The sequence below is a fragment of the Aeromonas sp. ZOR0001 genome, assembly GCF_000801015.1.
Classification (GTDB): Bacteria; Pseudomonadota; Gammaproteobacteria; order Enterobacterales; family Aeromonadaceae; genus Aeromonas; species Aeromonas veronii.
The window spans coordinates 8,455-32,892 of the sequence record NZ_JRJY01000122.1; the positions used below are offsets into that span (position 1 = coordinate 8,455).

The following is a 24,438-nucleotide window of genomic DNA, read 5'->3' on the forward strand; positions in this document are numbered from 1 at the left end:
ACCCGGCTGGCATCAGTCATCGTAGGGCTCATCGTCCGGCGCTGTCTCTTTGTCTTTCTCTTTGGGGATGATCCGGTAGAAGGTCTCCCCCTGCTTGATGTAACCCAGATCGTTGCGCGATAACTCCTCGATGGCCTCGAGGCCAGAGGTGAGATCATCTATCTCGCGGTAAATGAGGTCGTTACGATCCTTGAGAGTCTGGTTGTCCCGCTGTTGCTGCGAGATGGCCTCCGACAGGTTCTGATAATCGGATAGCCCGTTCTTCCCCAGCCAGAGGTCATATTGCAGTCCCCCCAGCAGGAGGATCAGGATCAGGGTGAATAGCCGCATGCACTAGGTCTCCTTCAGGCGGCCTAGTGTCCCATATTCGGTGCCAAGACAAAAGAAAGCGAGCACCCGGGAGCCACCGGCCGAACATAAAAAAGTGCCCAAGAGTGAATCAGATAGCACAAAGCCCCGCCAAACCGGTGCAAGGATGGCCAACCAGGGCGCTCCTTGTCCGGGGGCGGGGCTCTCAATCAGAAAGCGGTAAGGGGGATCAGTTCACCGCGACCGGCTCTCCCGCGCTCTCGGCCGGAGTGTTGTACTCCTCCTCGGCATCGCGGAAACGCTCCAGCATCGCTTTTGAGGGTGCTTCGCCCATCAGGCTGCCCACCACGATGGCCAGCAGTGCGAACAGGAAGCCCGGAATGATCTCATACAGCCCCAGCCAGCCGAACTGCTTCCAGACGATGACGGTGATGGCACCGACCAGCATGCCCGCCAGCGCGCCGTTGCGGGTCATTCGCGGCCACAGAACCGAGAGCAGCACAACGGGGCCGAAGGCGGCACCGAAACCGGCCCAGGCGTAGCTCACCAGCCCCAGCACCCGGTTTTCCGGATTCATGGCGACGGCGATGGCAATCACGGCGATCAGCAGCACCATCAGGCGACCCACCCACACCAGCTCACGCTGGGAGGCGTTCTTGCGCAGGAACGGCTTGTAAAGATCCTCGGTGATGGCGCTGGAGCAGACCAGTAATTGACAACTTAGAGTGCTCATCACCGCCGCCAGAATGGCGGAGAGCAGCACACCGGCGATCCAGGGGTTGAACAGGATTTTGGAGAGCTCGATAAAGACCCGCTCCGGGTTGCTGGTCACTCCAGCCGCCACTTCCGGAAAGCGGGCAAAATAGGCCAGCCCGAAGAAGCCGATGGCCACCGCGCCTGCGAGGCAGAACACCATCCAGGTCATGCTGATGCGACGGGCATTGGCCATGGAGTGGTGGGAATCCGCCGCCATGAAGCGGGCCAGAATGTGGGGCTGACCAAAGTAACCAAGGCCCCAGGCCATCAGCGAGACAATGGCGATCACATCCAGATTCTTGAACATGTCGAGGTTGGTGGCGCTCTTGGCGGCCACCTCGATCATGGCGCTGTCCACCCCGCCCACGGCGATGATGACGAAGACCGGGGTCAGGATCAGGGCGAAGATCATCAGGGTCGCCTGCACCGTATCGGTCCAGCTTACCGCGAGGAAGCCGCCGAAGAAGGTGTAGGTGATGGTGGCGGCGGCACCGACCCAGAGGGCGGTGTTGTAATCCATGCCGAAGGTGCTCTCGAACAGACGGGCACCGGCCACCACGCCGGAGGCGCAATAGATGGTGAAGAACAGCAGGATCACCAGCGCCGAGAGAATGCGCAGCACCTTGCTGTGATCTTCAAAGCGATAGGTGAAGTAGTCCGGCAGGGTCAGGGCATTGCGGTTCTTCTCGGTATGTACCCGCAGGCGACCCGCTACCCAGCGCCAGTTGAGGTAGGCGCCGATCACCAGACCGATGGCGATCCAGCTCTCGGAGATGCCGCTGACGAAGACGGCGCCGGGCAGCCCCATCAGCAACCAGCCGCTCATGTCGGAGGCGCCGGCAGAGAGAGCGGTCACCCAGCTCCCCATCCGGCGGCCGCCCAGAATGTAGTCATCAAAGTTGCGGGTGGCACGATAGGCGACAAAGCCGATCAACACCATTCCGAGGATATACACCAGGAAGGTGATTAACATGGGTGTGCTAGCTGTCATGCAAAACTCCGTTTTGTGTCATTTTCTGCCCGCTCTGGTGACGGGCTCATCCCTAAAAAACCGGCCTAGCTTAATCAGCCGTTCGCGCCAGCTCAACCACTTTTAACAAACACAAAACACAATAAAAACCTTTGCGCATCAAATCATCTGCCGCATCAAGAGGATGGCGCCAGATTTCCTGCCGTGGCCGTGACGGTCATCTCGCAGCGCCAGCCGCTACTGAGCGTTATGTTTTCACATTTTGTTACTATCCATTTTTTTACAAGCCAGCGCCCCGCTCCTACACTCCCCGCCCTGTCTCATCACACCAGTCAGAGGTCGGCACCATGTCATCTCATCTGTCACACCTGCGAACCCTCGCCCGCCGCCTTCACCCGGTGGAGGAGTCGGGTCATCTCATCCGACGGGCCAAGTATGTGGGGCGTCTCTGGCTCAATCCCGGCGCCCGCGCCCTCTATCGCCAGCAGCAGGAGCAACCGCTGCTGGCGCAGGCGATCAGCCGCTTCCCCGATATTCTGGAAAAGCCGATTCACCCCTATCGCCACAAGGGGCTCCGCAAGCGCCTGCGAGCCGGGCTTATCAGCGGCCACTACCAGCAGCTGGCACGTCAGCTGCCCAAGGCGCAACAGCTGGCAATCTACAGCGGGCGCGGCCTGCTGCTGACCCAGTGGCAGAGCGACAAGCTGACGGCACCGCTGACCCTGCAACTGGATTACCAAACCCACATGGGCAAAGAGGGGGAGATGAGCCTGACCCTCAAGCTGGGTGACGCGGCCCTCTATTACATGGCCCTCAATCTGCGCCCCGCACCGAACCCGACCCTCGAAATCTGCTCGCTGCAGGGCGGCAAGGGGCAGAGCGAGGAGATCAAGCAGGTCACCAAGGCGTGCGGCGGACTGCGCCCCATGTCCCTGCTGGTCTATATGGCCGCCGAGCTGGCTCGGGGGCTGGCGTGCAAGAGCCTGCTCGGGCTCCGCACCCAAAGCCACGTCTATCAGAGCAGCAAACGCACCGCCGATCGGGTCAAGTTCGACCTCGACGGCTTGTGGCAGGAGCATCAGGGCAGCGTGCAGGATGAACTCTGGATGAGCCTGCCGCTGGAGGTGCCCCGCAAGACACTGGAGGAGATCCCCTCCCGCAAGCGGGCCAGCTACAAGGCGCGCTACCAGCTGCTCGATCAGCTCGGCAGCGAGCTGCAGGCAAATCTGCTGCGAAGCTGAGTCAACCTAGCAGAAACAAAAAGGGCGAACAGCATGCTGTTCGCCCTTTGTCATGACGGGGATTTACCGTTAGCGGTTGATCGCCATCGGCATGCCGTTGCGCTGCTCCAGCGCCTGCTTCACCAGTTGGGAGTCGCTGTCGGCGTGGGCAATGAAGCGGGTCACCGCCGGAGTCATCGGCAGCGGTGCCGGCAGCTTGGAGTTGAACTCCTCTTCGCTACGCGACAGCGGCTGATGCACTTCCAGATAGCGGACACCGTTGGGCTCGAGAGAGGCCTTGATCGGCTGGTTGACGAACTGGACGCGGGTACCGACCGGTACCTGCTTGAACAGGTAGGCGATGTCGTCGTTGCGCAGACGCACGCAACCGTGGCTCACCCGCAGGCCGATGCCGAAGTTGGCGTTGGTTCCGTGGATGGCGTACATCTTGCCGATGTAGAGGGCAAACAGACCCATGGGGTTGTCCGGACCGGCCGGCCATACCGCAGGCAGGCTCTCGCCACGGGCGGCATATTCGGCATGCATCTTGGCGGTCGGGGTCCAGGTCGGGCCCGCTTTCTTGCGCTGCACGCTGGTCACCCAGTTTTCCGGAGTATCGGTACCGAGCTGGCCGATACCGATGGGCAGCACTTCCACCACTTTTTTACCCTTGGGGTAGTAGTAGAGGCGCATCTCGGCCACGTTCAGCACGATCCCTTCACGGGGGGCATCCGGCAGGATCAGCTGCTGGGGGATCACCAGCTTCTCGCCGGTCTGTACCAGCAGGGGATCCGCATCGGGGTTGGCTTCGGTCATGTTGGTGAGCCCCAGCTGGAATTTGGCCGCAATGGCCTCCAGCGGCTGGCCGTTCTCTTCGGCCGGAACCACGTATTCCAGATTTTCCCCTACCAGACGGCTGTTGGCCGCAGGCAGAGCATATTCAACAGCGAAAACCGGCGCAGCGGTCAGCAGCAGGCTGTAGCAGAGTGTTGCCACACTATTGCGAAGGAGCTTCATAACTTTCCCATGATGATGACTTGAAGTGACGTCTCTGGGCTGGCAGCTGATCAAGAGGGGATCAGGGGCGCGAAGAGAAGGCCGCCATTTTTCTCCTCTGCACGGCAAATTTCAACTGACAAGTGGCGACGGGTCGATGATTAATATGCGGTTTTTTCCACGTCCTCGACCCGCCCCATTTCCCTGTTTATCCCCGTTGCCAGGCACGCATATCGTAACCTGTGGGAGATTGATGCAACCGCAGATGAAATTGCTCAATGATGGCGAAGATATGGTCGAAAATATCGGCCTGGATCCCTTCGTAATCGGCCCATGCGGTAGTCGCGGTGAAGCAGTAAATTTCCAGCGGCAAACCGTCTGACGTGGGTGCCAGCTGGCGCACCATCAGGGTCATGTCCTTGCGAATGCCGGGGTGGGCGCGCAGGTAGGCATCCAGATAGGCGCGCAGGGTGCCGAGGTTGGTGAGGTGACGACCATTGATGGGACAGCTCAGGGCATCGCTCAGCTGCTGGTTGTAAGCGCTCAGCTCCTGCTCCTTGCGGCTGAGATAGGGTGCCAGCAGTTGGGCCTGCTTGAGCTGCAACTGCTCCTCGGCCGTCAGAAAGCGCACGCTGGTCATGTCGATATTGACGCTGCGCTTGATGCGGCGGCCACCGGACTCGGTCATCCCCTGCCAGTTCTTGAAAGAGTCGGAGATCAGGGCATAGGTGGGAATGGTGGTGATGGTCTTGTCCCAGTTCGACACCTTGACCGTGGTGAGGCCAATATCGGTCACCTCGCCATCGGCGCCGTACTTGTCCATCTGCAGCCAGTCACCGACGCTCAGCATCCGGTTGGCGGAGAGCTGGATCCCCGCCACCAGCCCGAGGATGGGGTCCTTGAACACCAGCATCAGCACTGCGGTCATGGCACCCAGACCGCTGAACAGGAACAGCGGCGACTTGCCGAGCAGCAGGGCGATCATCAGGATGCCCACCAGAATGCTGCCTACCAGCTTGGCCCCCTGGAAGATGCCACGCAGGGGCAAATCCCGACCAAGGCGGGTGTAACGGCTCACCGACAACAGGCAGTCGAGCAGGGCGAAGAAGGCCAGCAGCAGGAACAGCAAAATCCAGAGCTGGGCCACCATTTCGATAAGCTTGAGGCTATCCGATTGACGGGGCAGCCAGATCTCCGCCTGACCGAGCAGCACGGCCCCCTGCAAAACGAAGGCGAGCCGGTTGAAGAGGCGCTGTTGCAGCTGGGGCGGCAGCCACACCTGCTTGGCCTTGCCGAGGATCCCCACCAGCCGGACCAGCAACACCCGGTGCAGCGCCATGTGCAGCAGCAACGAGGTGATGACGATAAAGCCCAGCGCGATCACCAGCGCCATCAGGTTGGTCACTTCCACCCCAAGGCCCGACAACCAGTTAAAAAACGCCTCTTTCATTGCTCTCTCCCGAACCGGGCAGCCCGCTGGCTGCAAAAACAGTGGTGGTCAGGGTACCGCTCCCCTCCCCCATGTCAAATCGGCGTACGCCAGAAATGACAACGCCCGGCACAGGCCGGGCGTTGTTTCAAAGCGAGGCTGACTTAGCAGACCAGGCTCAGGGCATCGCGAGCGATGACCAGCTCTTCGTTGGTCGGGATCACCATGGCGCAACGGCTGTCGGCGGTGGTGATGCGACCTTCGCCACCCAGAACCGCGGCGTTGTTGGCCTCTTTGTCCACCTTGAAGCCAAACAGCGCCAGACGGTTCAGCACCATCTCGCGCACCATGGCGGCGTTCTCACCGATACCACCGGTGAAGACCACGGCGTCCAGACGACCGTCCATCGCAGCGGCATAGGCGCCAACATACTTGGCCACCCGGTAGGTGAAGACATCCAGCGCACGCTTGGCACCGGCGTCGGTGGCGTAGTTGGTGGTGACGTAGCGGCAATCGCTGCTCGCTTCGGTCATCCCCAGCAGACCGGACTCACGGGTCAGGGTGTGGTTGATCTGCTCCACGCTGTAACCGAGCTGGTCGTGCATGAAGAAGACCACGGCCGGATCGATATCACCGGAGCGGGTACCCATCGCCAGACCTTCCAGCGGAGTCAGACCCATGGAGGTGTCTACGGATTCGCCGTTCTTGATGGCGCAGACAGAGGCACCGTTACCCAGGTGGCAGTTGATGATGTTCAGCTCATTCAACGGCTTGCCCAGCTCTTTTGCCGCTTCTTCCGCGATGTAGCGGTGAGAAGTACCGTGGGCACCGTAACGACGGATGCCGTGTTCGCGGTAGAGCTTGTGCGGCAGCGCATAGAGGTAGGCCTCTTGCGGCAGGGTCTGGTGGAAGGCGGTGTCGAACACGGCCACGTTCTTCTCGGACAGCTGCGGGAACACTTTCAGCGCGGCGCGAATACCGATGAGGTGAGCCGGGTTGTGCAGCGGGGCGAACGGAATGGCGGCTTCGATACCGGCGATCACGCCGTCATCGATACGCACGGAGCGGGAGAACTGCTCGCCACCGTGTACGATTCGGTGACCGATGGCCACCAGTTGCTCGGCAAGAGTCGGATCCTGCGGCAGGATGTGACCCACGATATGGTCGAGGGCCTCCTGGTGAGCGGCACCCGCTCCCAGCATGGCTTCGCCCTTGACCCCGTGGAGTTTCCATTTGATACGTGCATCATCCAGATTGAAGCATTCGGCCAGGCCGGACAGCATGTCCTCACCTGTTTCGGCGTCCATTACGGCAAATTTCAGGGAAGAGCTACCGCAGTTAAGGATCAATACCAACTTGCTCATTTTCTACATCTTCCTGTGCTTCGGCTTTATGCCGACAGTGTCGTGTCATCCAAAAGAGGATGGGATTCCCCTGCCGGGGGCTTATGGTCGCAGGAGGGTGCGTCCAATTTTTCAATTCTTGCTCTTGAAAGAGTCATCGCAACCTGTGGTGCGTATCACTGGTTTCAATTCTTGCTCTTGAAAGAGTGATCGCAACTTGTGGTGCGTATCACTGGTTTCAATGCTTGCGAGTCTCAACGCATCAGCTGCGCAGGGCTCGCCTCAATGGGAGTGCTCAGGCGATAGCCAGCAGATCCTTGTGTACCTTGACCACCAGCTTCTTCACCTTGGCGGGCTGATTGAAGGTACAGAGCGGGCGGTGCAGCTCGCCCGGCCAGAAGATGGCGAAATCGCCCGGTTGCAGCGCCAGGTAGCTGGTCTGCTCGTCATCGACAAACCAGAGGTCGGGATGGGGATGGTCGGCGCCGTCGCTCACGTAGTCGTGGGGGCCCACTCCTATCCACTCTTCACCGCGCAGCAGCAACTGGATATCGAGATACTGCTCATGGAATTCGCCACGGCGATCCGCGGCTGGCTCGGTCAGATCCTCGCTCACCAGACAGAACAGGTTGAGGCCATCGATCTCGGTCTTGCCGAGCGGAGCATCACCCCAGTGCGCCACGCTCTTCACCACCTCGGCCATAATGCGGGCCAGCGGGGCGGGCAGCGGCGTCCGCTGCAGGGTGTTCAGGCTACCGGTGATCATGGCGTCTGTTTCCTGTTAGGTATATCTGGGCGGCATCTTTGCCAGCCAATGAAAAAGGACCTGTGACAGGTCCTTCAATAATGCCGTCTGCAATCCGTGCAAACCGGTTTAGAGCTTTTGCTCATGTTCAGCTATATGGGCACTGTTACACACTCGTCAGCACCTTGCCAAGAGACATAATCCCATTTTCATAGTGATCGTACCAGCTGAAACCATATTATTCACCACCCTTTCCCCCTCGACTTTGACCAGACGCAAAAACGGGCGCATCAGCGCCCGTTTTTTTCGCAAAACCGTTTAACAACCGGTTTCATTCAAGCCTTTTTGGCGTTTTCCACCGGTTTGGCGTACATGGCACGCCAGATCGCCTTGTGCTCTTCCGGCACCTCTGACTGACGGGTCAGGAAGGCCGCCTGCTCGATGGTATTGGCCTTGCCGGAGACATCTGCCGCCAGATAGTTGCTGGGGAAGAGGTGGTAGCTGCTCCAGATCGCCTTGTCGATCAGCGCGGCCAGTTCGTCCGGATCGCTGAAGCCCTCGGTAATCGGCGCACCGAAGGAGACGTGTACCCGCCCCTTCATACCGACGATACCGGCGACGATACTCTCGATATCCTCGAACTCGCCCTTCTCGTAGCTGCCGTTGACCGACTTCTCGTAGAGCTCGCGCGCCTTCGCCTTGTCGGTCGGGTCCAGCTCGTAGCTGATGCTGACCGGCACGATATTGAGGCTGCGCATGTACTCGACGAAGTCGATCTTCTGCTTCTTGCCGTCGACGTAGAACATCTTGAGGATGGCGGGATCTGTCTTGTCATCGCCATTCTTGGCGCGCCCTTCCTTCTGGGCGATCCAGATGGAGTGACCTTCGTGAACCGAGTTGCCGATATAGGCAGACAGCTCGCCGAGCGCCTTCATCATCTCCCGCGGCCCCTTGGCGGAGCGTTTGACGATAAAGCTCTTGTTGAGCTTCATCAGCTCGGTAGCGCAGGGTTTGCGCAGCAGGTTGTCACCGATGGCGATGCGCACGGTATCGAAACCGTGGGTGTGCAGCCCCCAGTTGACGAACGCCGGATCCATGGCGATGTCTCTGTGGTTGGAGACAAACAGATAGCCCTGCTCTTTCTTCAGATGCTCGATCCCGGAGAAGGTCACCCCCTTGGTGGAGGTGGCGATCATGCGGGACATATACCGGGTGACCCCCATCTGGACCTGATGCACAGTGGTCACTTTTGACCATTTGCGGCGCAGGAACAGGCGGATCAGCGGGCGGATGGCCCAACCCAGCCAGCTCATCAGGGAACCGAAACGATACTTGGCGATGGCGCCGATAAATTCATCATCCTGGATCAGCCGTTCGATGGCTGCCGGCACTTCTTCATCGCGGTAAGGGCGAATATCCGCGAATCTATCTACTTCAGTCACAATGTCAGCCTTGCATGCTAGGAAACCGCAGCCAACCCGCGTTGGCCGGGGAAAATTCAGGGCGCAATTTTACACGCTTTTATGGCAAGGGGTATGAGACAAGCATGAATAGTGAGATCTGACCAGTTTATTAATCGGATGCCAGTGCCAGCGCGACCGCCGCTTCGGCATGGATGGCGGTAGTATCGTAGAGCGGCACCGCCGCCCGGGCATCCCCCACCAGCAGGGCAATCTCGGTGCAGCCAAGGATCACCGCCTCGGCACCCGCGGCTGCCAGCCCCTCGATAATCGCCAGATACTCGGCCCGCGACGATTCGCGGATCTCCCCCAGACAGAGCTCGTCATAGATGATCCTGTGTACCCGCTCCCGCCCGGTCTCATCGGGTACCAGCACCACCAACCCGAAGCGCTCCTGCAAGCGCCCCTTGTAGAACTCCTGCTCCATGGTGAAGCGGGTGCCGAGCAGGCCAACCCGGGTTATCCCGTCCGCCCGCAATTTGGCCGCGGTGGCATCGGCGATATGGAGCAGCGGGATATCGATGGCCGCCTCAATCTCGGGGGCGACCTTGTGCATGGTGTTGGTGCCGATCAGCAAGAAATCGGCGCCGCCATCCTGCAACTTGCGCGCCTCCGCCGCCAGCTGACGAGCGGTAGCGGGCCAGTCACCGGCATGCTGCAACCGCTCGATACCGGCAAAGTCGACGCTATTGAGCAGCACCCGCGCCGAGTGCAAACCGCCAAGCTGCGCCCGCACCCCGCGATTGAGCGCCTGATAGTAACTGACGGTGGACTCCCAGCTCATGCCACCCAGCAGACCGATACATTTCATATGAACTCCTTTCATCCTAAGAGAGGGCAGAACCACGCCACCTTGCAGGCAAGGCCACGCTGACGAGATAAAAAAGGCCCCGCAGGGCCAACAAGACAGCCGGTAAAGGCCCGGGTCAACCCCGGGCTAAATCCAGATCATCCCGACACAGGCGGCTGTCGCCAGCCCCATGCCAAGATTGAAACGCCGCCAACCCCGGGCAGTGCGGATGATTTGCCGCACCTGGGCACCAAAAAGCACCCAGAACGCCCCGGTGTAGAGGCCGGTAATAAAGAAGATCACCAGCACCCAGAGCGCGGAGGGCCAGTAAGCCTCCCCCGCCAGAGTGAAACCGCTGATGGCGGAGAGCGCCATCATCCATGCCTTGGGATTGAGCAGTTGCAGCATGGCCCCCTGATGAGCGGGAATGAGCGGCCGGTTGCCCTCGGCCGGGCCGCTGGCCGTCGCCACCTTCCACGCCAGCCAGAGCAGATAGGCCGAGCCGATAATCTTGAGGCCGTCGTGCAGCAGCGGCACCTTCTCGAACACCACGCCAAGCCCCAGCGCGGTGGCGAGGATCATCAGATTGATCCCCCCCACCACCCCCACCAGCAGGGGAATCGTGCGGCGAAAACCCTGCGCCGCCCCGGCGCTGGTGAGCAACATATTGTTGGGCCCCGGCGTGCCGCAGGTAACCAGGGCAAACCCCGCCAGGGGCAGTAACCAGTTCAGATCCATCTCAACCTCTTGTCGATACAACGCCCCCGTTATGGGGAAAGCCTTCTAATATGCAGAGCCAACCCCGTGGCGACAAGTCAGAAATGCCTCTTTCTCGGCCACCTCCCCCTCCAGCGCAACACGGCTCAATACCAGAGCATCACCACGCAGAGCGCCGTCAGCAGGCCGAGAGAACCGTTGAGTCGCCGCCAGCCCCGATCCGAGCTTATCCAGTTGCTCAGCTGATGGCCGAACAGTACCCAGACAAAGCAGACCGGCAGGGCCACCAGCGCAAACATGACCATCACTGCCAGCTGACTCGACCAGTAACTGGCGCCGGGCAGGCTGAACAGACTGATGGCGGAGATCCCCATCATCCACGCCTTGGGATTGAGGAACTGAAAGCCCAGCCCCTCCAGCATGGTTAGCGGACGGGCCCTCCGGGCCGGATCCCCCGGCGCCCCGGCCACCGCGATACGCCACGCCAACCACAGCAGATAGAGGCTGCCGAAGATCTGCAAACCGAGCCGCAGCAAGGGCCAGCGCTCGAACAGCGGATAAAGCCCCAGCGCCAGCACCAGTTGCAGCACCGGCTGCCCCAATCCGACCCCAAGCAGATGTGGCAGGGTGCGACGCACCCCGAAGTTGGCACCGGAGGCCGTCAGCATCAGGTTGTTGGGCCCCGGCGTACCGCAGGTGAGTACGGCAAAACCGAACAGGGTGACATACCACTCCATCGTCATATTGTGACTCCTTGCTCGCCACATTGTATCGATACAATGCGTGCTATCTGGTTGTTATCAGGTTGAAATTCACGCTATATTGACAAAAAATTTTGATCAATGGATTTATTGTCACCATGACAATCTGGACACCCGACCTTACGGCCTTCGATGGCCCCCTCTACCTCAAGCTGGTCAAAGCGATCGAACAGGGGATCGCGAATGGCGAGCTGCCAACGCAGACCCGATTGCCTACCCACCGATCCCTGGCGGATCGTCTGGGTGTCACCGTCGGCACCGTCACCCGCGCCTACAGCGAGGCGGAGCGGCGCGGCCTGCTGGCCGCCCGGGTGGGCCACGGCACCTGGGTCAAGGGAGCGAACACGGATCCCGCCAATGAGTGGGTGATCCGCCAGGAGGAGGGGCACCGCATCGAGCTGTGGCAGAACCTGCCGGTGCAGCTGGATCGGGCGGCCATCATTCGCCCCATGTTGGGAGAAGTGGCGGACGGGGATCTCAACGCCCTGCTCGGCTACGACAAGGAGGCGGGACGACCGGATCAGCGCCAGCAGTTCGTCAACTGGCTGGCGGAGCAAGGGGTGGCCTGCAGTGAGGATCGCCTGCTGTTCAGCCACGGCGCCCAGCACGGCATCATGCTGGCGCTGCTGGCGACCAATTGCGTGGGGGAGACCATCCTGTGCGAGGGGCTGAGCTACCCCGGTATGCTGGGTAACGCTCGCCAACTGAAAAATCAGGTGGTGGGGCTGGCGATGGACGAGGAGGGGCTGCTGCCCGAGGCACTGGACGCCGCCTGCCGTACCCGCCGGGCCAAGCTGCTCTATCTCACCCCGACCCTGCAAAACCCCACCACCGCCATCATGAGTCTGGCGCGGCGGGAGGCCATCGTCGCCATCGCCCGTCGCCACGATCTGCTGATCATCGAGGATGACGTCAACGGCCTGCTGCCCCAGCAACCTGTGATCCCTCTGGTCAATCTGGCGCCGGAGCGGGTCATCTATCTGGGCAGTCTGGCCAAGATCGCCTGCGGCGGCCTTCGGGTGGGCTTCGTGCTGACGCCCCCCGCACTGCGCAGCGCCTTCGCCCAGACCATGCGGCTGTCGAGCTGGATGGTGAGCCCGCTGCTGATCGAGCTCGCCTGCAAAATGGTCAGTCAGCGCCAGATCATGCCGCTGGTCGAGCAGCAGCGGGAGATCCTCAAACGCCGTGGCGAACTGCTGCGCCACCTGCTGCCCGCCGCCCGCTGGCAGCCGGGCAGCATGCATGCCTGGCTGCCACTGCCTGAGCCCTGGCGCAGCCAGCAGTTTGCTGCCGCCGCCGATGCCCTTGACGTTGGCGTGGCGAGCGGGGAACACTTCGCCGCCGGTCAGTTTGCCGCTCCACAGGGGGTGCGCCTGAGCCTGAGCCAACCCGCCACCGACGCCCGAGTCGGCGAAGGGCTGGCCCGTCTGGCCCAACTGCTGCAGGGGACGCCCCCCAGCAATCCCCTGCTATAGTCAGGGCCAACCGACCTGACCTTCACGCTTCATCGTCATAGCCAAGGAGATGCCGTGCCCCCCATCAGAGCCGCCCTGCTGTTTGCCACCCTGTTGCTGGGTGGCTGCGCCTCGTCAACGACCCACCAGCAGCTGGGGGCGGCACTCAATGGACTGGAAGGGGAGTTGCAACGACTGGAAGAGGAGCTGGCGGCGATGAACGGCCTGCACTATCAAAAGGCGATCGATGCGCCGCTCAGTTTGCGCCGTGCACTCGGGGCGCCGCAGCCCACGCCAGAGGGGCTGGTGCCGGTGACCTGCAAACTGGAGGATGGGCCACTCCTGCGCTATCAATACCGACTGCCAGCGGGGATGGCGAGTCTGCCCCAGGACAACCTCTGCCAGCGCTACGAGTTCGAGCTGCGCCATCTGGGCCGCCTCGGCAAACTGGAATTAAGCTGGCTGGGGGAACAGGGCAAGGGGTCGCGGCTGATCCGCCAGAGCGATTGCCCCTTCGGGACGCAGATCCGCCCTCGGCAATAACAGGTTGCCGCCCTGAGAGATGGCATAACCGATTGAAATAACAGCCCATAGTGCGCCCTCCAGCACCCTGCTGGCTACTGTCAGCTTTTCACTCAGCGAGTGCTGTGCCTATGTTCCTCTTGGGTCTACCATAATCAACCTAATGGTTTGCTCACAGGAAGTACCTGCATGACGATACTGCTGCTCGAAGAGGATCCCCTGCTCCGTAGCGCCATCACCCGGAAACTGACCGAACAGGGGATGCCCGCCGACCGGATCCACTACCACAGCCATCCAAACCACGAGCGCAGCGGCCTGCTGGCTCTGCTGCAACAGCACGCCTTCGACGCCATCATCTGTCAGCAGGACAAGCAGCAGGATCTTGACGGAACCCGGCTGCTGCACGAAGCGCACTATCTCGGCCTGCTGCAACCCGGTTGCGTATTGCTGCTGCTCGATGCCGATCAGAATGAGCAGGAGTTTCTCCCCTCGGATCTCTACTTCTCCCTCTATCTGCCCCTCCCCTTCATGACCCAGCAGCTCACCGCGGTGCTCGGCCAGCTGGTGAAGTTAAGCAACCTGACCCGCACGCTGGCCGCCCCCATTCTGCTGCGGGAGTGGCAACTGGCTACTGCCCTCTGTGAAGACCTGCTGTTTCAACGGGAGAATCGCTCGCTGACCCCCTGGCTGGATCGGCTCAAAGGCTATCTGCTGCTGCAATCAGCCGAGCAGATCACTGCCGCCCAGCACTATGCCCTCTGTGCCAACGAATATCAGGCGAGCTGGCCAAGGGCCGGGCTCTTCTACGCCATGCTGGGGCTCGGCAAATTACAAAGCGCCCGGACCGACTTGCAGCGCCATCAGGCCAGCGTCTCGATGGCCACCCGGCTGGAGCTGCAACTCGCCAGCCAGCTGCATCAGCATCACTGGCTGGCGGCGTGGGAGACCATGGGAGAGCTGCTGCAGATCCGCCCCCATCAGCCGCGCTGGCATCAGCTGGCGATGTTGCTCGGGCTGGTGCTGCAAGATGAGGAGAAGGTGCTGGAGCAGGCCAACAGCCTGACCCTGCGCCACTTCAGCGAGCAGCGCGTCCGGCTCGCCATCGACAGCTTCATGCTCAATGCCAGTCTGGCGGTGCTGTGGCACGCCCCTTCCAGCAACCGGATCCGCTCCCTGCAACAGGAGTGGGAGCACCTCAAGCGCACCGTCCACCTGCAACCCCACGAATATGAGCTGCTGCAGGCGTTGATGCTGGGGCTGGATTACCGCTTCGACGAGGCGTTGATCCTGATTGCGTACCACCAGCCGGATGAGGGGAGCGACAACCACCTCACCCTGCTGCTCGGCTTTGCGGTCAGCCAGTTCTGCGGTTTGCCCCACCACGCCCAGCGCTACCTGATCCAGCTGACCCAATACCGCGTCAGGGTGGCGCCCCACCCGCTCACCCGCCAGCTGTTCCACCATCTGGTGGCCGAGCTAGGCCAGCGTCTGACGGCGAGAGAGCTGAGGCTGGGCGAACTGCGCCAGCTGCGCCACAAGGCGATGCAGGCCAGCCAGTATCAGACAGCCCTGCAAGCGGGCTTGCAATTGCTGGAGGAGTTCCCCGCCCTGCCGGGCGATGCCTAGCAACTGCTGGAGCTGCTGCAACACTGCTGGCCTGCGGGTATGGCCGCTCCCAGGGTGGCGCTGCTGGTCGATACCCTGGAACGGCGCCTCAAGCACAGCCCCGCGTTTCTCGATCAGCATGCCCAGCAGTACCAGCGCACCCTGCAGGAGATACGTACCCACCTGCAGCCACACCTCTCCGGCAGCGGCCCCTCCTGTCTTGTCGCAGGGCAGCCCGAGCCGTGATGATGCAGACGGCGTGCAAACCGGCATTGTTGGCAAAGCCAATATAGAGAGAGGGGAGCCTTGGCTCCCCTCTCTCTATTTGTTCTCTGTCAGCTGATGGTGATGAGCGTTGGGCTCAAACCAGCGCGTCACTCTCCAGCGCAGCCTTGAGAAAATCTTTCCAGCTGATGATGCCGACCAGGGCGCCATTCTCCAGCACCGGCAGGCAGGAGACCCCCTTCTCCAGCATCAGTTTGACGCCATCGCGCACGGTGAGATGGGGGGGCAATGGTAACGGGTTGGCGGCTCATGATCTGATGGGCCCGCTTGGTGAGGGTTTCGGTATCGCGGCTCATCTCGGCTTCGGAGTCGAGATAGGGGCTGATGGCACGGAACAGATCCCGATCCGAGATGACCCCTACCAGCTCCCCTTCTTCCAGTACCAGCAGGTGGCGAAAGTGAGCCTGCTCGAAGATATCCTTGATGACACTGAGTCGATCATCCATTGAAACGGTGGCGACCCGGGTCGTCATAATATCCCTGATATGCATGCTAACCTCCCGTAACCAAACTGGTTTCTCTGTTATGGCATGTTTTTGCAGCGCCAGCCAGTGGCTGGCCCTTAGCTACAGTGCAAATCAGCGTCATTTCACGTAAGATCCGCGCCAGTTTTTCTCCTCCATTTTGAGCAAGCAGATCCCACCCATGATAGTTGCCAGTCAAATCGAACTGATCCGCGGCGGCCGCAAGCTGCTGGACAACGCCTCCGCCACCATACACCCCGGCCACAAAGTGGGTCTGGTGGGCAAAAACGGCTGTGGCAAGTCCACCTTTTTTGCACTGGTACGGGGCGAGCTGGCCATCGACAGCGGCACCTTCAGCCTGCCCGCTGGCTGGCAGATCGCAGGCGTCGCGCAGGAGACCCCGGCGCTCGACTGCTCCGCCCTCGAGTATGTGATCGACGGCGACAAGGAGTTCCGCTCGCTGGAGGGCCAGCTGGTGCAAGCCGAGCAGGATGACAATGGTCTGCTGGTGGCCGAGCTGCACGGTCGCCTCGATACCATAGGCGCCTACAGCATTCGCGCCCGCGCCGCCGAGCTGCTGCACGGCCTCGGTTTCAGCGACGAGCAACTCGGCTCGCCGGTGCGCAGTTTCTCCGGTGGCTGGCGCATGCGCCTGAACCTCGCCCAGGCGCTGCTCTGCCGCTCCGATCTGCTGCTGCTCGATGAACCGACCAACCACCTGGATCTCGATGCGGTGATCTGGCTGGAGAAGTGGCTCAAGGGCTATCAGGGCACGCTGGTGCTCATCTCTCACGACCGCGATTTCCTCGATTCGGTCATCAGCCGCATCATCCATATCGAGAACGGCAAGCTCAACGAATACACCGGCGGCTACTCCGACTTCGAACTGCAGCGCGCCGAACAGCTGGCCCAGCAGCAGTCGATGTACGAGAAACAGCAGCGGGAGATGTCCCACATGCAGGCGTATGTGGATCGTTTCCGCTACAAGGCCTCCAAGGCCCGTCAGGCACAGAGCCGCCTGAAAGCGATGGAGCGGATGGAGAAGATCCTGCCCGCCCACGCAGACTCCGAATTCAGCTTCGAGTTTCGCGAGCCGTCGGCCCTGCCGACCCCGCTCATCGCCATGGAGAACCTCTCTGCCGGTTACGGCGACAAGGTGATCCTGGAAAAGATCAAACTCAATCTGGTACCGGGTTCGCGCATCGGTCTGCTCGGTCGCAACGGCGCCGGTAAATCGACCTTTATCAAGATGCTGTCGGGCTCCAACCCGCCGCTCTCCGGCAAGCTCGAAGTGAGCGCCGGGGTGAGCATAGGTTACTTTGCCCAGCATCAGCTGGAGACCCTGCGTCTCGATGATTCCCCGCTCGATCATCTGGCCCGCCTCGCGCCGGACAAGACCGAGCAGGAGCTGCGCAACTATCTGGGCAGCTTCGGTTTTCACGGAGACAAGGCGCTCGACAAAGTAGCCCCCTTCTCCGGTGGCGAAAAAGCACGGCTGGTACTGGCGCTGATCACCTGGCAAAAGCCGAACCTCCTGCTGCTGGATGAACCGACCAACCACCTGGATCTGGAGATGCGCCACGCCCTCACTATGGCGCTGCAAGGCTTCGAAGGGGCCATGGTAGTGGTCTCCCACGACCGTCACCTGCTGCGTACCACCACAGATGACTTCTATCTGGTACACGGTGGCCGGGTCGAGCCGTTCGACGGCGATCTGGACGACTACCACAAGTGGCTCGGCGAGCAGGAGAAAGAGGCCAACGCCAAACCGGCGGATGGCCCCGTCTCTGCCAACTCGGCGGTAGCGCGCAAGGATCAGAAGCGGCGCGAGGCGGAGTTCCGCCAGCAAACCCGTCCCCTGCGCCAGAAGCTGGAAAAGCTCGAAGCGAGTATGGAGAAGCTGCAAGGCAAGCTTGGCGACATCGAGAGCCAATTGGCCGACCCCGCCATCTACGAAGAGGGCGCTAAAACCAAGCTCTCCGAACTGCTCAAATCCCAGGGCCCCCTCAAGGAGCAGCTGGAAGAGGTAGAGCTGGAGTGGATGAGCCTCTCCGAAGAGCTGGAAACCATGGAGCAAGCCTTCTTTGCGTGACGAACAGCTGATGGCCAGCGAGCGGGTCGCGGTACACGAATTGCCGACCCCGATCGGCTTCTGGCACTGGAGCGGCAAGGTCTACGGTGAGCGCAGCCAGGATTGGCTCACCGTGCAGGAGCAGGGGGGCAACGTCAATCTGGCGCTGCTGCTGCACCGGCTCGATCAACTCGGCATCGTGGTCGATCTGACCGACCTGCAACCGGCGCTGGTGCAGACTGAAGCGGTGCTGACCCCGTGGCGCGCCCTGCGCCAGAGCGCCAAGACGCGACTCGACGAGCAGCAGTATCAGTCGATGCTGGCCCACGAGCTGGAGCTGGAGCGGCTGCAACAGGGCGTCCTGTTGCAGACCCTGCGCAGCCTATCCCTGTTTCGCAGCAACAGCCGCAATTTGTTGAACTATCTATCGTTACTGGGTGCCCAGCAGGGCCCCCTCAGAGATCTAATATGCTGAGCTACCGCCACGCCTTTCACGCCGGCAACCATGCCGACGTGCTGAAACACGCCGTTCAGGCCCTGATCATCGAGTCCCTCAAGAAGAAGGAGAAACCCTTCATCGTGCTGGACACCCATGCCGGTGGCGGTCTCTACGACCTGCGCGGCGACTGGTCCCAGAAGAAGGCCGAGTATGCCGATGGCATCGGCCGCCTGTGGGACGAGCGGGCCCAGTGGTCTGCCATGGCCCCCTATCTGGGTGTTATCGAGGAGATGAACAGCGATGGTCAGCTGCACTACTACCCCGGCTCGCCGGAGCTCTCCCGCCGCCTCACCCGCGAGCAGGACAAGCTGGCGCTGATGGAGCTGCACAACAACGAGGTCGAAGACCTGCGCGCCAACATGGGTTACGACCCTCGCGTCGCCGTGCACCACCGTGACGGCTTCGAGGGGCTGATCGCCCTGCTGCCACCCACCCCGCGCCGCGGGCTGGTGCTGATCGACCCGCCCTATGAGCTCAAGGAAGATTACTTCGCCGTGGTCGACACCCTGAAAAAAGCGCAGAAACGCTGGGCGACCGGCATCTACGCCCTCTGGTATCCGATCCTCGGGCAGGAGGCGGACAAATCCCGCGACATGCTGCGCGCCATCAAGCGGGAGAACTTCGGCAACGTGCTGGTGGCCGAGTTGGAAGTAGCTGGTCAGACTGCCGACTGGGGCATGAACGGCTCAGGCATGCTGATCATCAGCCCGCCCTGGATGCTGGACGAGCAGATTGAAGCCTTCCTCAAACCGCTCTGTGCCAAGCTGGCGCAAGGCGCCGGTGCCCAGTACAAGGTCGAGTGGCTCAACAAGGCAGAGGATTAATCCCCCGCCCCTACGGCGCTCACCGAGTTCAAACGCAAAAGCCCCATCACGGGGCTTTTTCTATTGGTGCAGCCGGTGTGTGCGGCAGCCTGAACCTGCGCGTCCTATGAGCGGGCGGGCAGATCCTGTTTCAGCGCAACCAGCAACAGGACCAGCAGGCCAAAGGGCGGAAACAGACAGAGCAGGGAGCAGATAAGGGTGATCAGCGCCGGATGCTCGCTCTTGCGGCGCGCCAGTCGCCAGGCAATGAGGCCGACGATGACCATTAGCATCGCAATGAACTGGCCAAGCAGGGTGGCATTGATATTCATGAAAGATCCTTTTTCATGGGCAAGTGTGAAGAACCTGTACTTTATCGCCTTGGCTGCGATTGGCAACCGCTGAACCGCACCGGCCACTCGCCCGTTGATAGGTTCTCTCTATCCAGGTAATAGATGAGAATAGTTTTCATTTAATCTCATTTCGGCGGATACTCTCATCATCAACAGAGGGAGCCGCCATCATGAAAAAGACCATCAGCTTTGCCATCCTACACTTCGGTGTCGCCTTTACCGTGGCTTACCTGCTGACCGGTGAACTGCTGACCGCCAGCCTGATCGCCCTGATCGAGCCCGCCGTCAACACGGTCGCCTTCTACTTTCATGACCTTGGCTGGCACAAGCTCAAGCCAAATCACAGCCTGCAGGCCAAGACCAGCAGCTTCGCGGTGGTCCACTTCTCAGTGGCATTCGGGGTAGCCTTCCTGCTGAGCGGCGAGCTGCTCACCGGCGGCGTGATGGCGATGATCGAACCGGCCATCAACACCGTGGTGTTCTTCTTCCACGAGCGGCTGTGGCGCGCCCGCAGTCAGCAACTGGCGCTGGCCTGATCAACCGGGCAACACGCCTCCCACTCTATCGCGACCACAAAAAACCCGACATTCCGGCGAGGAGTGTCGGGTTTTTCACATCAGCAAAGATCTGTATCTGGATGCATCATCCGATGCCCCATCAATAACGATCAGGCTTTCTTGCAGATGGGGTCAACGATAAAGGCATTCTGATCAAACTTCTGCCAGGCGCCGGTGCCGACCCCATCGACCACCAGAATGGAGACCACGCCGAAATCGACAAAGATCCCGAGCAGAGTGGTGGCATCGAACGACTTTGAGACCGGCACGGTCACCGAGTAGCAATCCGCACGCTTGACCGTGATGGTGTAATTCTCTTTCTTCTTGAACGAGGTGATCACATTGCCGTGGCCCAGCAGCATATCGTTGACGTAGATCTCCGCATCGGGATCCTGACTGCGAATGGAAACCTGCTGACTTGTGCCGTTAAACATGGCCGCACAACCGGACAGCATGATGGCCAGCAAGGCCCCCGTCATCAACCTGAACATAACTAACCTTCTTGTTATTAAGAAAAGGCGGCAAATCTAGCACGCCTCTCGAACAGGAGTGAAAGTACAATGCTGCAGGCCTGTCTGAATGCTCAAAATAGCGACCACTCCTGACCAGTTTTCAAACAAGCCGGCCTCATCCAGCAACAGTTCCCTTCCCCACTGGAGTAGCGCGGCAAAACCGGTCGCCAGCACACGCTGCAGAGCAAAATGCGCTCGGCTCCCCTGCTGCATTGCCCTGTAGAGTGTGCTGTAGTAGGCAGATATGCCCTCCTCATTGCTGGAATCTATCGATGAACAAAACCTTGCTTGCCACCCTGCTGTTTGCCCCTCTGCTCGCCAGTGCCGCAACCCCTTCCTTTGACTGCACCAAAGCGTCCGGGTCGGTCGAAACCCTGATCTGCAAGGATGCCGGACTGGCCGCCCTTGATAATGAACTGGCGGCACTCTACCCCAAGGCGATTGCTGCGCTCTCTCCCGAACAGCTCAAGACAGAGCGCGCCATGCAGCGAGGCTGGATCAAGGGTCGCAACGACTGCTGGAAGGGGCAGGATCTGCGCCAGTGTGTGGAAGATAACTACCTGCTGCGGATCACCGAACTGCAGATCAGCGGCGGCCAGCTGATGGTGCCGGCACCGGTCAACTACCAGTGCGGCAAGAGCGTCACTCTCTCTACCTACTTCTATAACGATGCCAAGCTGCCCGCCGCTGTGATCAACCTGAGCGAGGGCGACAAGCAGCAACAAGTGCTCGCCTATGAAGCCCCCAGCGCCAGCGGCGCCCGTTATGAAGGGCAAAACCTCACCTTCTTCACCAAGGGGGACGACGCCACGCTGGAGCGTTACGGCCAGCCAACCCTCACCTGCATGGAAAATCCGACCAAGGGCTGAGGCTGACAGGGGCGGCTCGTCTTGCCGCCCCCCACCTTGACTAGATGGCGATATCCAGCGGTTTTCCTTCCCGCACAATCCGCAACTTGAGCGACCCCGGCTTGCTGGTGCTGAGCAGTTCACGCACCTTGTCGATCTCGAGGGGACGATAAGCCACCCCGTTGATCTGTTCCAGAATGTCGCCGTTGGCCAGACCATAGGGGGCAAGATCCCGTTCATCGCTGTAGTAGACCTGCAGATGCTCGCCATCAAAGCGCACCCCGATATTGCGCAGGACTGGCGGCACTTTTCGCGCCAGGCTGTCGGCGTCGTAGCAGAGCATCATCCGCCCGGGCATGATCGCAAAGCGATTGAAGCGGTTCACAAAATCCAGCCCCAGACCATACTGCTCATTGCTGTTTTCCGACACGCGCAGCTCACCGAGCTGGCGCTCATCAAAATGCAGGCCGGTGAGGATATGGTCACGCCCCTCCACCATACCGCTGGCGTCCACCCCTTTGCGTGGCATCGCATCTTCGCCAGAGATCGCCTTCTGGCTCACCATAAAGTCGATAAAGGCATGGTCGGCATAGCTCTGATCGGCCCCGGTATCCAGATACATGCGCACGCTGCTCTCGCCGTGGGTCAGATACACGGCCGGGGAGCGGTTGTAGCTATCTTCATAGCCGATGCAACGCTCGAACGTGGCAGCCGACGGTGCCGTCAGCGAAGCCGTGAGCTGATGCCTGTCGCGATCAAACACCCAGTTGAAACGGCGGATGGTGTCGATCCCGAGGATGCCATCAATACGGCTGCCAAGAGACTGGGAGAAGAGATCGAAATCAATAGTTGCCCACAGCTCGCTGTCATCAATGGTGACCGACCCCACCGAGAAGGGCTGCGGCTCAACAAAGCCAAGCTGCTCGCTGCCCAGTTGGCTCGAAACGCTGTTCACAGTGGCAAAATCAGCCTGATAGGCCCTGGGCAATTCGCTTAAGGTCAGCGCCTTGAAGCGGCTGGCCAGACGACGATCGATAAAGGTGATACTGGCCCCGGTATCCAGCAAAAACTGGTACTGCTCACCCGCAATGGTGACGGGGATCAGGGGCGCACTTTCGTAATGCACTGTCAGCACCGGGCCGGGTGCATTGCGTTTGGCGGATGAATCCGGGGCTGTGCAGCCTTGGACGACGAACAGGGCCAACATGGCCAGCGCCACTTTGAACTGCGACTTCATAACTCTCCTTCCCGATAGCAGATGCCCCCGCGACGCCACCGCATAATGCTATCTTGTTGATTTATAGATAAATAAGCTGTTTCAGCGGGGAGCGCGGACAATAACAAAGAGTTTTATGCTGGTTAAAGCCAGATATGACCATGAATATTCTATGGGGATTGATAAAGAATGGCTGTTCACGCTATATCGGCGCGTCATCAATCGTGGGTGACATTTGATTAATTTATTGATCTTGCACAGAAATTCTCAATATTGAGCTTTCTCTCCACAGCGCCATGGTTAATATTGCCATTTGGCAACATTTGCCTCGTCGGAGTCTCCCATGAGCCATGCCAACCCCATCCCGTTGGTTAAACGCAGCAGACTGGAGGCTGAAATTCAGGGCGGTAGCCATGCCATATCTCGCCCGGTCCCTTTTTGATCCAAACAAACTGACCGGCAAGCCGCTGGCTCATCCACAACATGCAAATCAAGGTGGTGTATGGAAACACAAACCCTGCATCGTGGTCGCTTGATCGACCATATCCAGCTGGTGGTCAAAGATCTGGTCGCCAGCCAGCGCTTTTATACGGCCATTCTCACCACCCTCGATATTCCGCTGGGCGGCACAGGTGAGGGCTACTTCTGGGCAGACGAACTGTTTGTCACCTCTGTCGACAGCCCCGCCGCGCTGGGGGTCTTGACTGGTCGCCACCATCTCGCCTTTCAGGCAAAAGATCGCGCTATGGTGGATCGCTTTTATCAAACCGCGCTGGCCCATGGTGGCCAAGATAACGGCGCCCCCGGTGAGCGCAATTATCACCCCGGCTACTACGCCGCCTTTGTCCTTGATCCGGACGGCAATAATATCGAAGCGGTTTATCACGGTGAGGCAAAGCGTAGTGCGGGATCTGTAGTAATTACTTTTTGAGACTAACAAATCTGGGACACCCACCATTTTGCCCACCTTTTTGAGCAAGGCGTAGCATAGCCAGAACCCAAAAGATGGGTGTCCAAGGTATCTACATTGATGGGGAAAGCGGTGTTAACGACTAAATATCTATTTGAAATACCCGTATACCGGCTAACTGAAAACGATTATTACAAAAAATTAAGCGACTATAAGAATGAAATAAACTCCAAGATGCAAGCACCTATGAGTGACGCATATCTGAAAAAGCAGTTTGGCGGCGATTGGAGATACAACGAAATAATAGGTTTCTTGCGGTTTTATAGATACGGGAGCAACCAGATTAGGTGCGACTATACAGAGACTGATGCTGTAAAAAAGACTCGAACGAGGAAAAAGATATTCGAACAAATATCGGATAGCTATTGCGCCGAACCTTTTTCAGTATCGTCATCAAATATAGATCTTGCAAAAAGTATGCGAAGTGCCGTGGAGCACTGCGAAGTCCGATTGAAAAGGAAGAATCGTTTTTTGGATAAAGAGCTATTTGAAAATACAGTAGATTTTATAGATTGGAAGTCGCTGCTGAAATAAAACATAACAAGGCGCTGCATCCGGACAAATTTTTCGCTGCGCTACAAATAAATCTGGGACACTCACCAGTCTATTTATTGACCATTCAGCAATGAGATCAACCCCCGGGATCGGCGTCCAGTAGTAACAAATCTTGGACACCCACCTTTCTGAGCAAGGCGCAGCATAGCCAGAACCCAAAGGATGGGTGTCCAAGGTATCTCATTGGGTAATCCCCCCGAAAAACTGAGGTGCTCATAAGTAGAATTT

At 59.8% G+C, this 24,438-nt stretch carries 22 protein-coding genes and 2 pseudogenes; 10 read left to right on the top strand and 14 right to left on the bottom strand.

All coding sequences use genetic code 11. From position 1 onward, the window contains the following. Positions 1-12: 12 nt before the first annotated feature. Positions 13-330: a cell division protein FtsB gene (gene ftsB, locus L972_RS15815; protein WP_005335520.1), complete on the bottom strand. Its 318-nt coding sequence runs from the start codon at positions 328-330 to the stop codon at positions 13-15. 208 nt (positions 331-538) lie between these two features. Continuing rightward, on the bottom strand, positions 539-2,056 hold the full coding sequence (gene putP, locus L972_RS15820) for a sodium/proline symporter PutP (protein WP_047439439.1): 1,518 nt from the start codon (positions 2,054-2,056) through the stop codon (positions 539-541). A 326-nt stretch (positions 2,057-2,382) separates the two neighbouring features. On the opposite strand from putP, the gene L972_RS15825 reads away from it, so the two are divergent. Further along, positions 2,383-3,276 (top strand): VirK/YbjX family protein, encoded by an 894-nt coding sequence (locus tag L972_RS15825; protein ID WP_047439441.1) that lies wholly within the window; start codon positions 2,383-2,385, stop codon positions 3,274-3,276. 69 nt (positions 3,277-3,345) lie between these two features. Here the strand turns inward: L972_RS15825 and L972_RS15830 are convergent, their stop codons facing one another. The 8 genes from L972_RS15830 to L972_RS15865 all read right to left on the bottom strand — a co-directional run bounded on the left by L972_RS15830 (position 3,346) and on the right by L972_RS15865 (position 11,478). Beyond that, a complete protein-coding gene (locus L972_RS15830; protein ID WP_005354531.1) occupies positions 3,346-4,272 on the bottom strand; it encodes a L,D-transpeptidase family protein in 927 nt (308 codons plus the stop codon). A gap of 187 nt (positions 4,273-4,459) precedes the next feature. Then, positions 4,460-5,701 carry a mechanosensitive ion channel family protein gene (locus L972_RS15835; RefSeq protein ID WP_040068363.1) on the bottom strand — a complete coding sequence of 414 codons (1,242 nt, stop codon included), beginning with the start codon at positions 5,699-5,701 and terminating at the stop codon, positions 4,460-4,462. A 143-nt stretch (positions 5,702-5,844) separates the two neighbouring features. Next, positions 5,845-7,044, bottom strand: a complete 1,200-nt coding sequence (locus L972_RS15840; RefSeq protein WP_005354534.1) for an acetate kinase — start codon at positions 7,042-7,044, stop codon at positions 5,845-5,847. Positions 7,045-7,318: 274 nt separating this feature from the next. Further along, positions 7,319-7,789, bottom strand: a complete 471-nt coding sequence (locus L972_RS15845; protein ID WP_047439443.1) for a YhcH/YjgK/YiaL family protein — start codon at positions 7,787-7,789, stop codon at positions 7,319-7,321. A gap of 314 nt (positions 7,790-8,103) precedes the next feature. Next, a complete protein-coding gene (locus L972_RS15850) occupies positions 8,104-9,210 on the bottom strand; it encodes a 1-acyl-sn-glycerol-3-phosphate acyltransferase (protein WP_047439445.1) in 1,107 nt (368 codons plus the stop codon). Between the two features lie 130 nt (positions 9,211-9,340). Then, entirely contained in the window at positions 9,341-10,039 is a 699-nt protein-coding gene (locus tag L972_RS15855; RefSeq protein WP_047439446.1) for an aspartate/glutamate racemase family protein, read from the bottom strand. Positions 10,040-10,165: 126 nt separating this feature from the next. Continuing rightward, entirely contained in the window at positions 10,166-10,756 is a 591-nt protein-coding gene (locus tag L972_RS15860) for a LysE family translocator (RefSeq protein ID WP_040068358.1), read from the bottom strand. 125 nt (positions 10,757-10,881) lie between these two features. After that, positions 10,882-11,478 (bottom strand): LysE family translocator, encoded by a 597-nt coding sequence (locus tag L972_RS15865; RefSeq protein WP_040068356.1) that lies wholly within the window; start codon positions 11,476-11,478, stop codon positions 10,882-10,884. A gap of 116 nt (positions 11,479-11,594) precedes the next feature. On the opposite strand from L972_RS15865, the gene L972_RS15870 reads away from it, so the two are divergent. The 3 genes and pseudogenes from L972_RS15870 (at position 11,595) to L972_RS15880 (ending at position 15,323) form a co-directional block, all read left to right on the top strand. Continuing rightward, complete coding sequence (locus L972_RS15870; RefSeq protein WP_047439449.1) at positions 11,595-12,971, top strand: aminotransferase-like domain-containing protein; 1,377 nt, start codon at positions 11,595-11,597, stop codon at positions 12,969-12,971. Between the two features lie 54 nt (positions 12,972-13,025). Continuing rightward, a complete protein-coding gene (locus tag L972_RS15875; protein ID WP_047439451.1) occupies positions 13,026-13,493 on the top strand; it encodes a hypothetical protein in 468 nt (155 codons plus the stop codon). A gap of 168 nt (positions 13,494-13,661) precedes the next feature. Continuing rightward, positions 13,662-15,323 (top strand): annotated as a pseudogene (locus tag L972_RS15880) (hypothetical protein). 115 nt (positions 15,324-15,438) lie between these two features. Here L972_RS15880 and L972_RS15885 read toward each other — a convergent pair. Next, a pseudogene (locus L972_RS15885) lies at positions 15,439-15,853 on the bottom strand (CBS domain-containing protein). Between the two features lie 154 nt (positions 15,854-16,007). Between L972_RS15885 and L972_RS15890 the strand changes: the two are divergent. The 3 genes from L972_RS15890 to L972_RS15900 are packed head-to-tail and all read left to right on the top strand — an operon-like array spanning position 16,008 to position 19,220. Then, positions 16,008-17,918 (top strand): ABC transporter ATP-binding protein, encoded by a 1,911-nt coding sequence (locus L972_RS15890; protein WP_047439453.1) that lies wholly within the window; start codon positions 16,008-16,010, stop codon positions 17,916-17,918. Further along, a complete protein-coding gene (locus tag L972_RS15895; protein ID WP_047439455.1) occupies positions 17,911-18,372 on the top strand; it encodes a DUF2390 domain-containing protein in 462 nt (153 codons plus the stop codon). Before L972_RS15890 ends, L972_RS15895 begins: the two co-directional genes overlap by 8 nt. Next, positions 18,366-19,220 (top strand): 23S rRNA (adenine(2030)-N(6))-methyltransferase RlmJ, encoded by an 855-nt coding sequence (locus tag L972_RS15900; protein WP_047439456.1) that lies wholly within the window; start codon positions 18,366-18,368, stop codon positions 19,218-19,220. Before L972_RS15895 ends, L972_RS15900 begins: the two co-directional genes overlap by 7 nt. Positions 19,221-19,324: 104 nt before the next feature. On the opposite strand, the gene L972_RS15905 is transcribed toward L972_RS15900, so the two are convergent. Next, the gene (locus L972_RS15905; protein WP_047439458.1) at positions 19,325-19,531 is read right to left on the bottom strand and encodes a hypothetical protein; all 207 of its coding nucleotides are present in this window, start codon (positions 19,529-19,531) and stop codon (positions 19,325-19,327) included. A 191-nt stretch (positions 19,532-19,722) separates the two neighbouring features. On the opposite strand from L972_RS15905, the gene L972_RS15910 reads away from it, so the two are divergent. After that, on the top strand, positions 19,723-20,088 hold the full coding sequence (locus L972_RS15910; protein WP_042084552.1) for a DUF2061 domain-containing protein: 366 nt from the start codon (positions 19,723-19,725) through the stop codon (positions 20,086-20,088). Positions 20,089-20,219: 131 nt separating this feature from the next. On the opposite strand, the gene L972_RS15915 is transcribed toward L972_RS15910, so the two are convergent. Continuing rightward, positions 20,220-20,600: a hypothetical protein gene (locus tag L972_RS15915; RefSeq protein WP_005335561.1), complete on the bottom strand. Its 381-nt coding sequence runs from the start codon at positions 20,598-20,600 to the stop codon at positions 20,220-20,222. A 293-nt stretch (positions 20,601-20,893) separates the two neighbouring features. On the opposite strand from L972_RS15915, the gene L972_RS15920 reads away from it, so the two are divergent. Further along, positions 20,894-21,490 carry an MliC family protein gene (locus L972_RS15920; protein WP_047439463.1) on the top strand — a complete coding sequence of 199 codons (597 nt, stop codon included), beginning with the start codon at positions 20,894-20,896 and terminating at the stop codon, positions 21,488-21,490. Positions 21,491-21,530: 40 nt separating this feature from the next. Here the strand turns inward: L972_RS15920 and L972_RS15925 are convergent, their stop codons facing one another. Then, a complete protein-coding gene (locus tag L972_RS15925) occupies positions 21,531-22,706 on the bottom strand; it encodes a retropepsin-like aspartic protease (RefSeq protein WP_047439464.1) in 1,176 nt (391 codons plus the stop codon). Between the two features lie 481 nt (positions 22,707-23,187). On the opposite strand from L972_RS15925, the gene L972_RS15930 reads away from it, so the two are divergent. Next, entirely contained in the window at positions 23,188-23,616 is a 429-nt protein-coding gene (locus L972_RS15930) for a VOC family protein (RefSeq protein ID WP_047439466.1), read from the top strand. Positions 23,617-24,438: the final 822 nt, after the last annotated feature.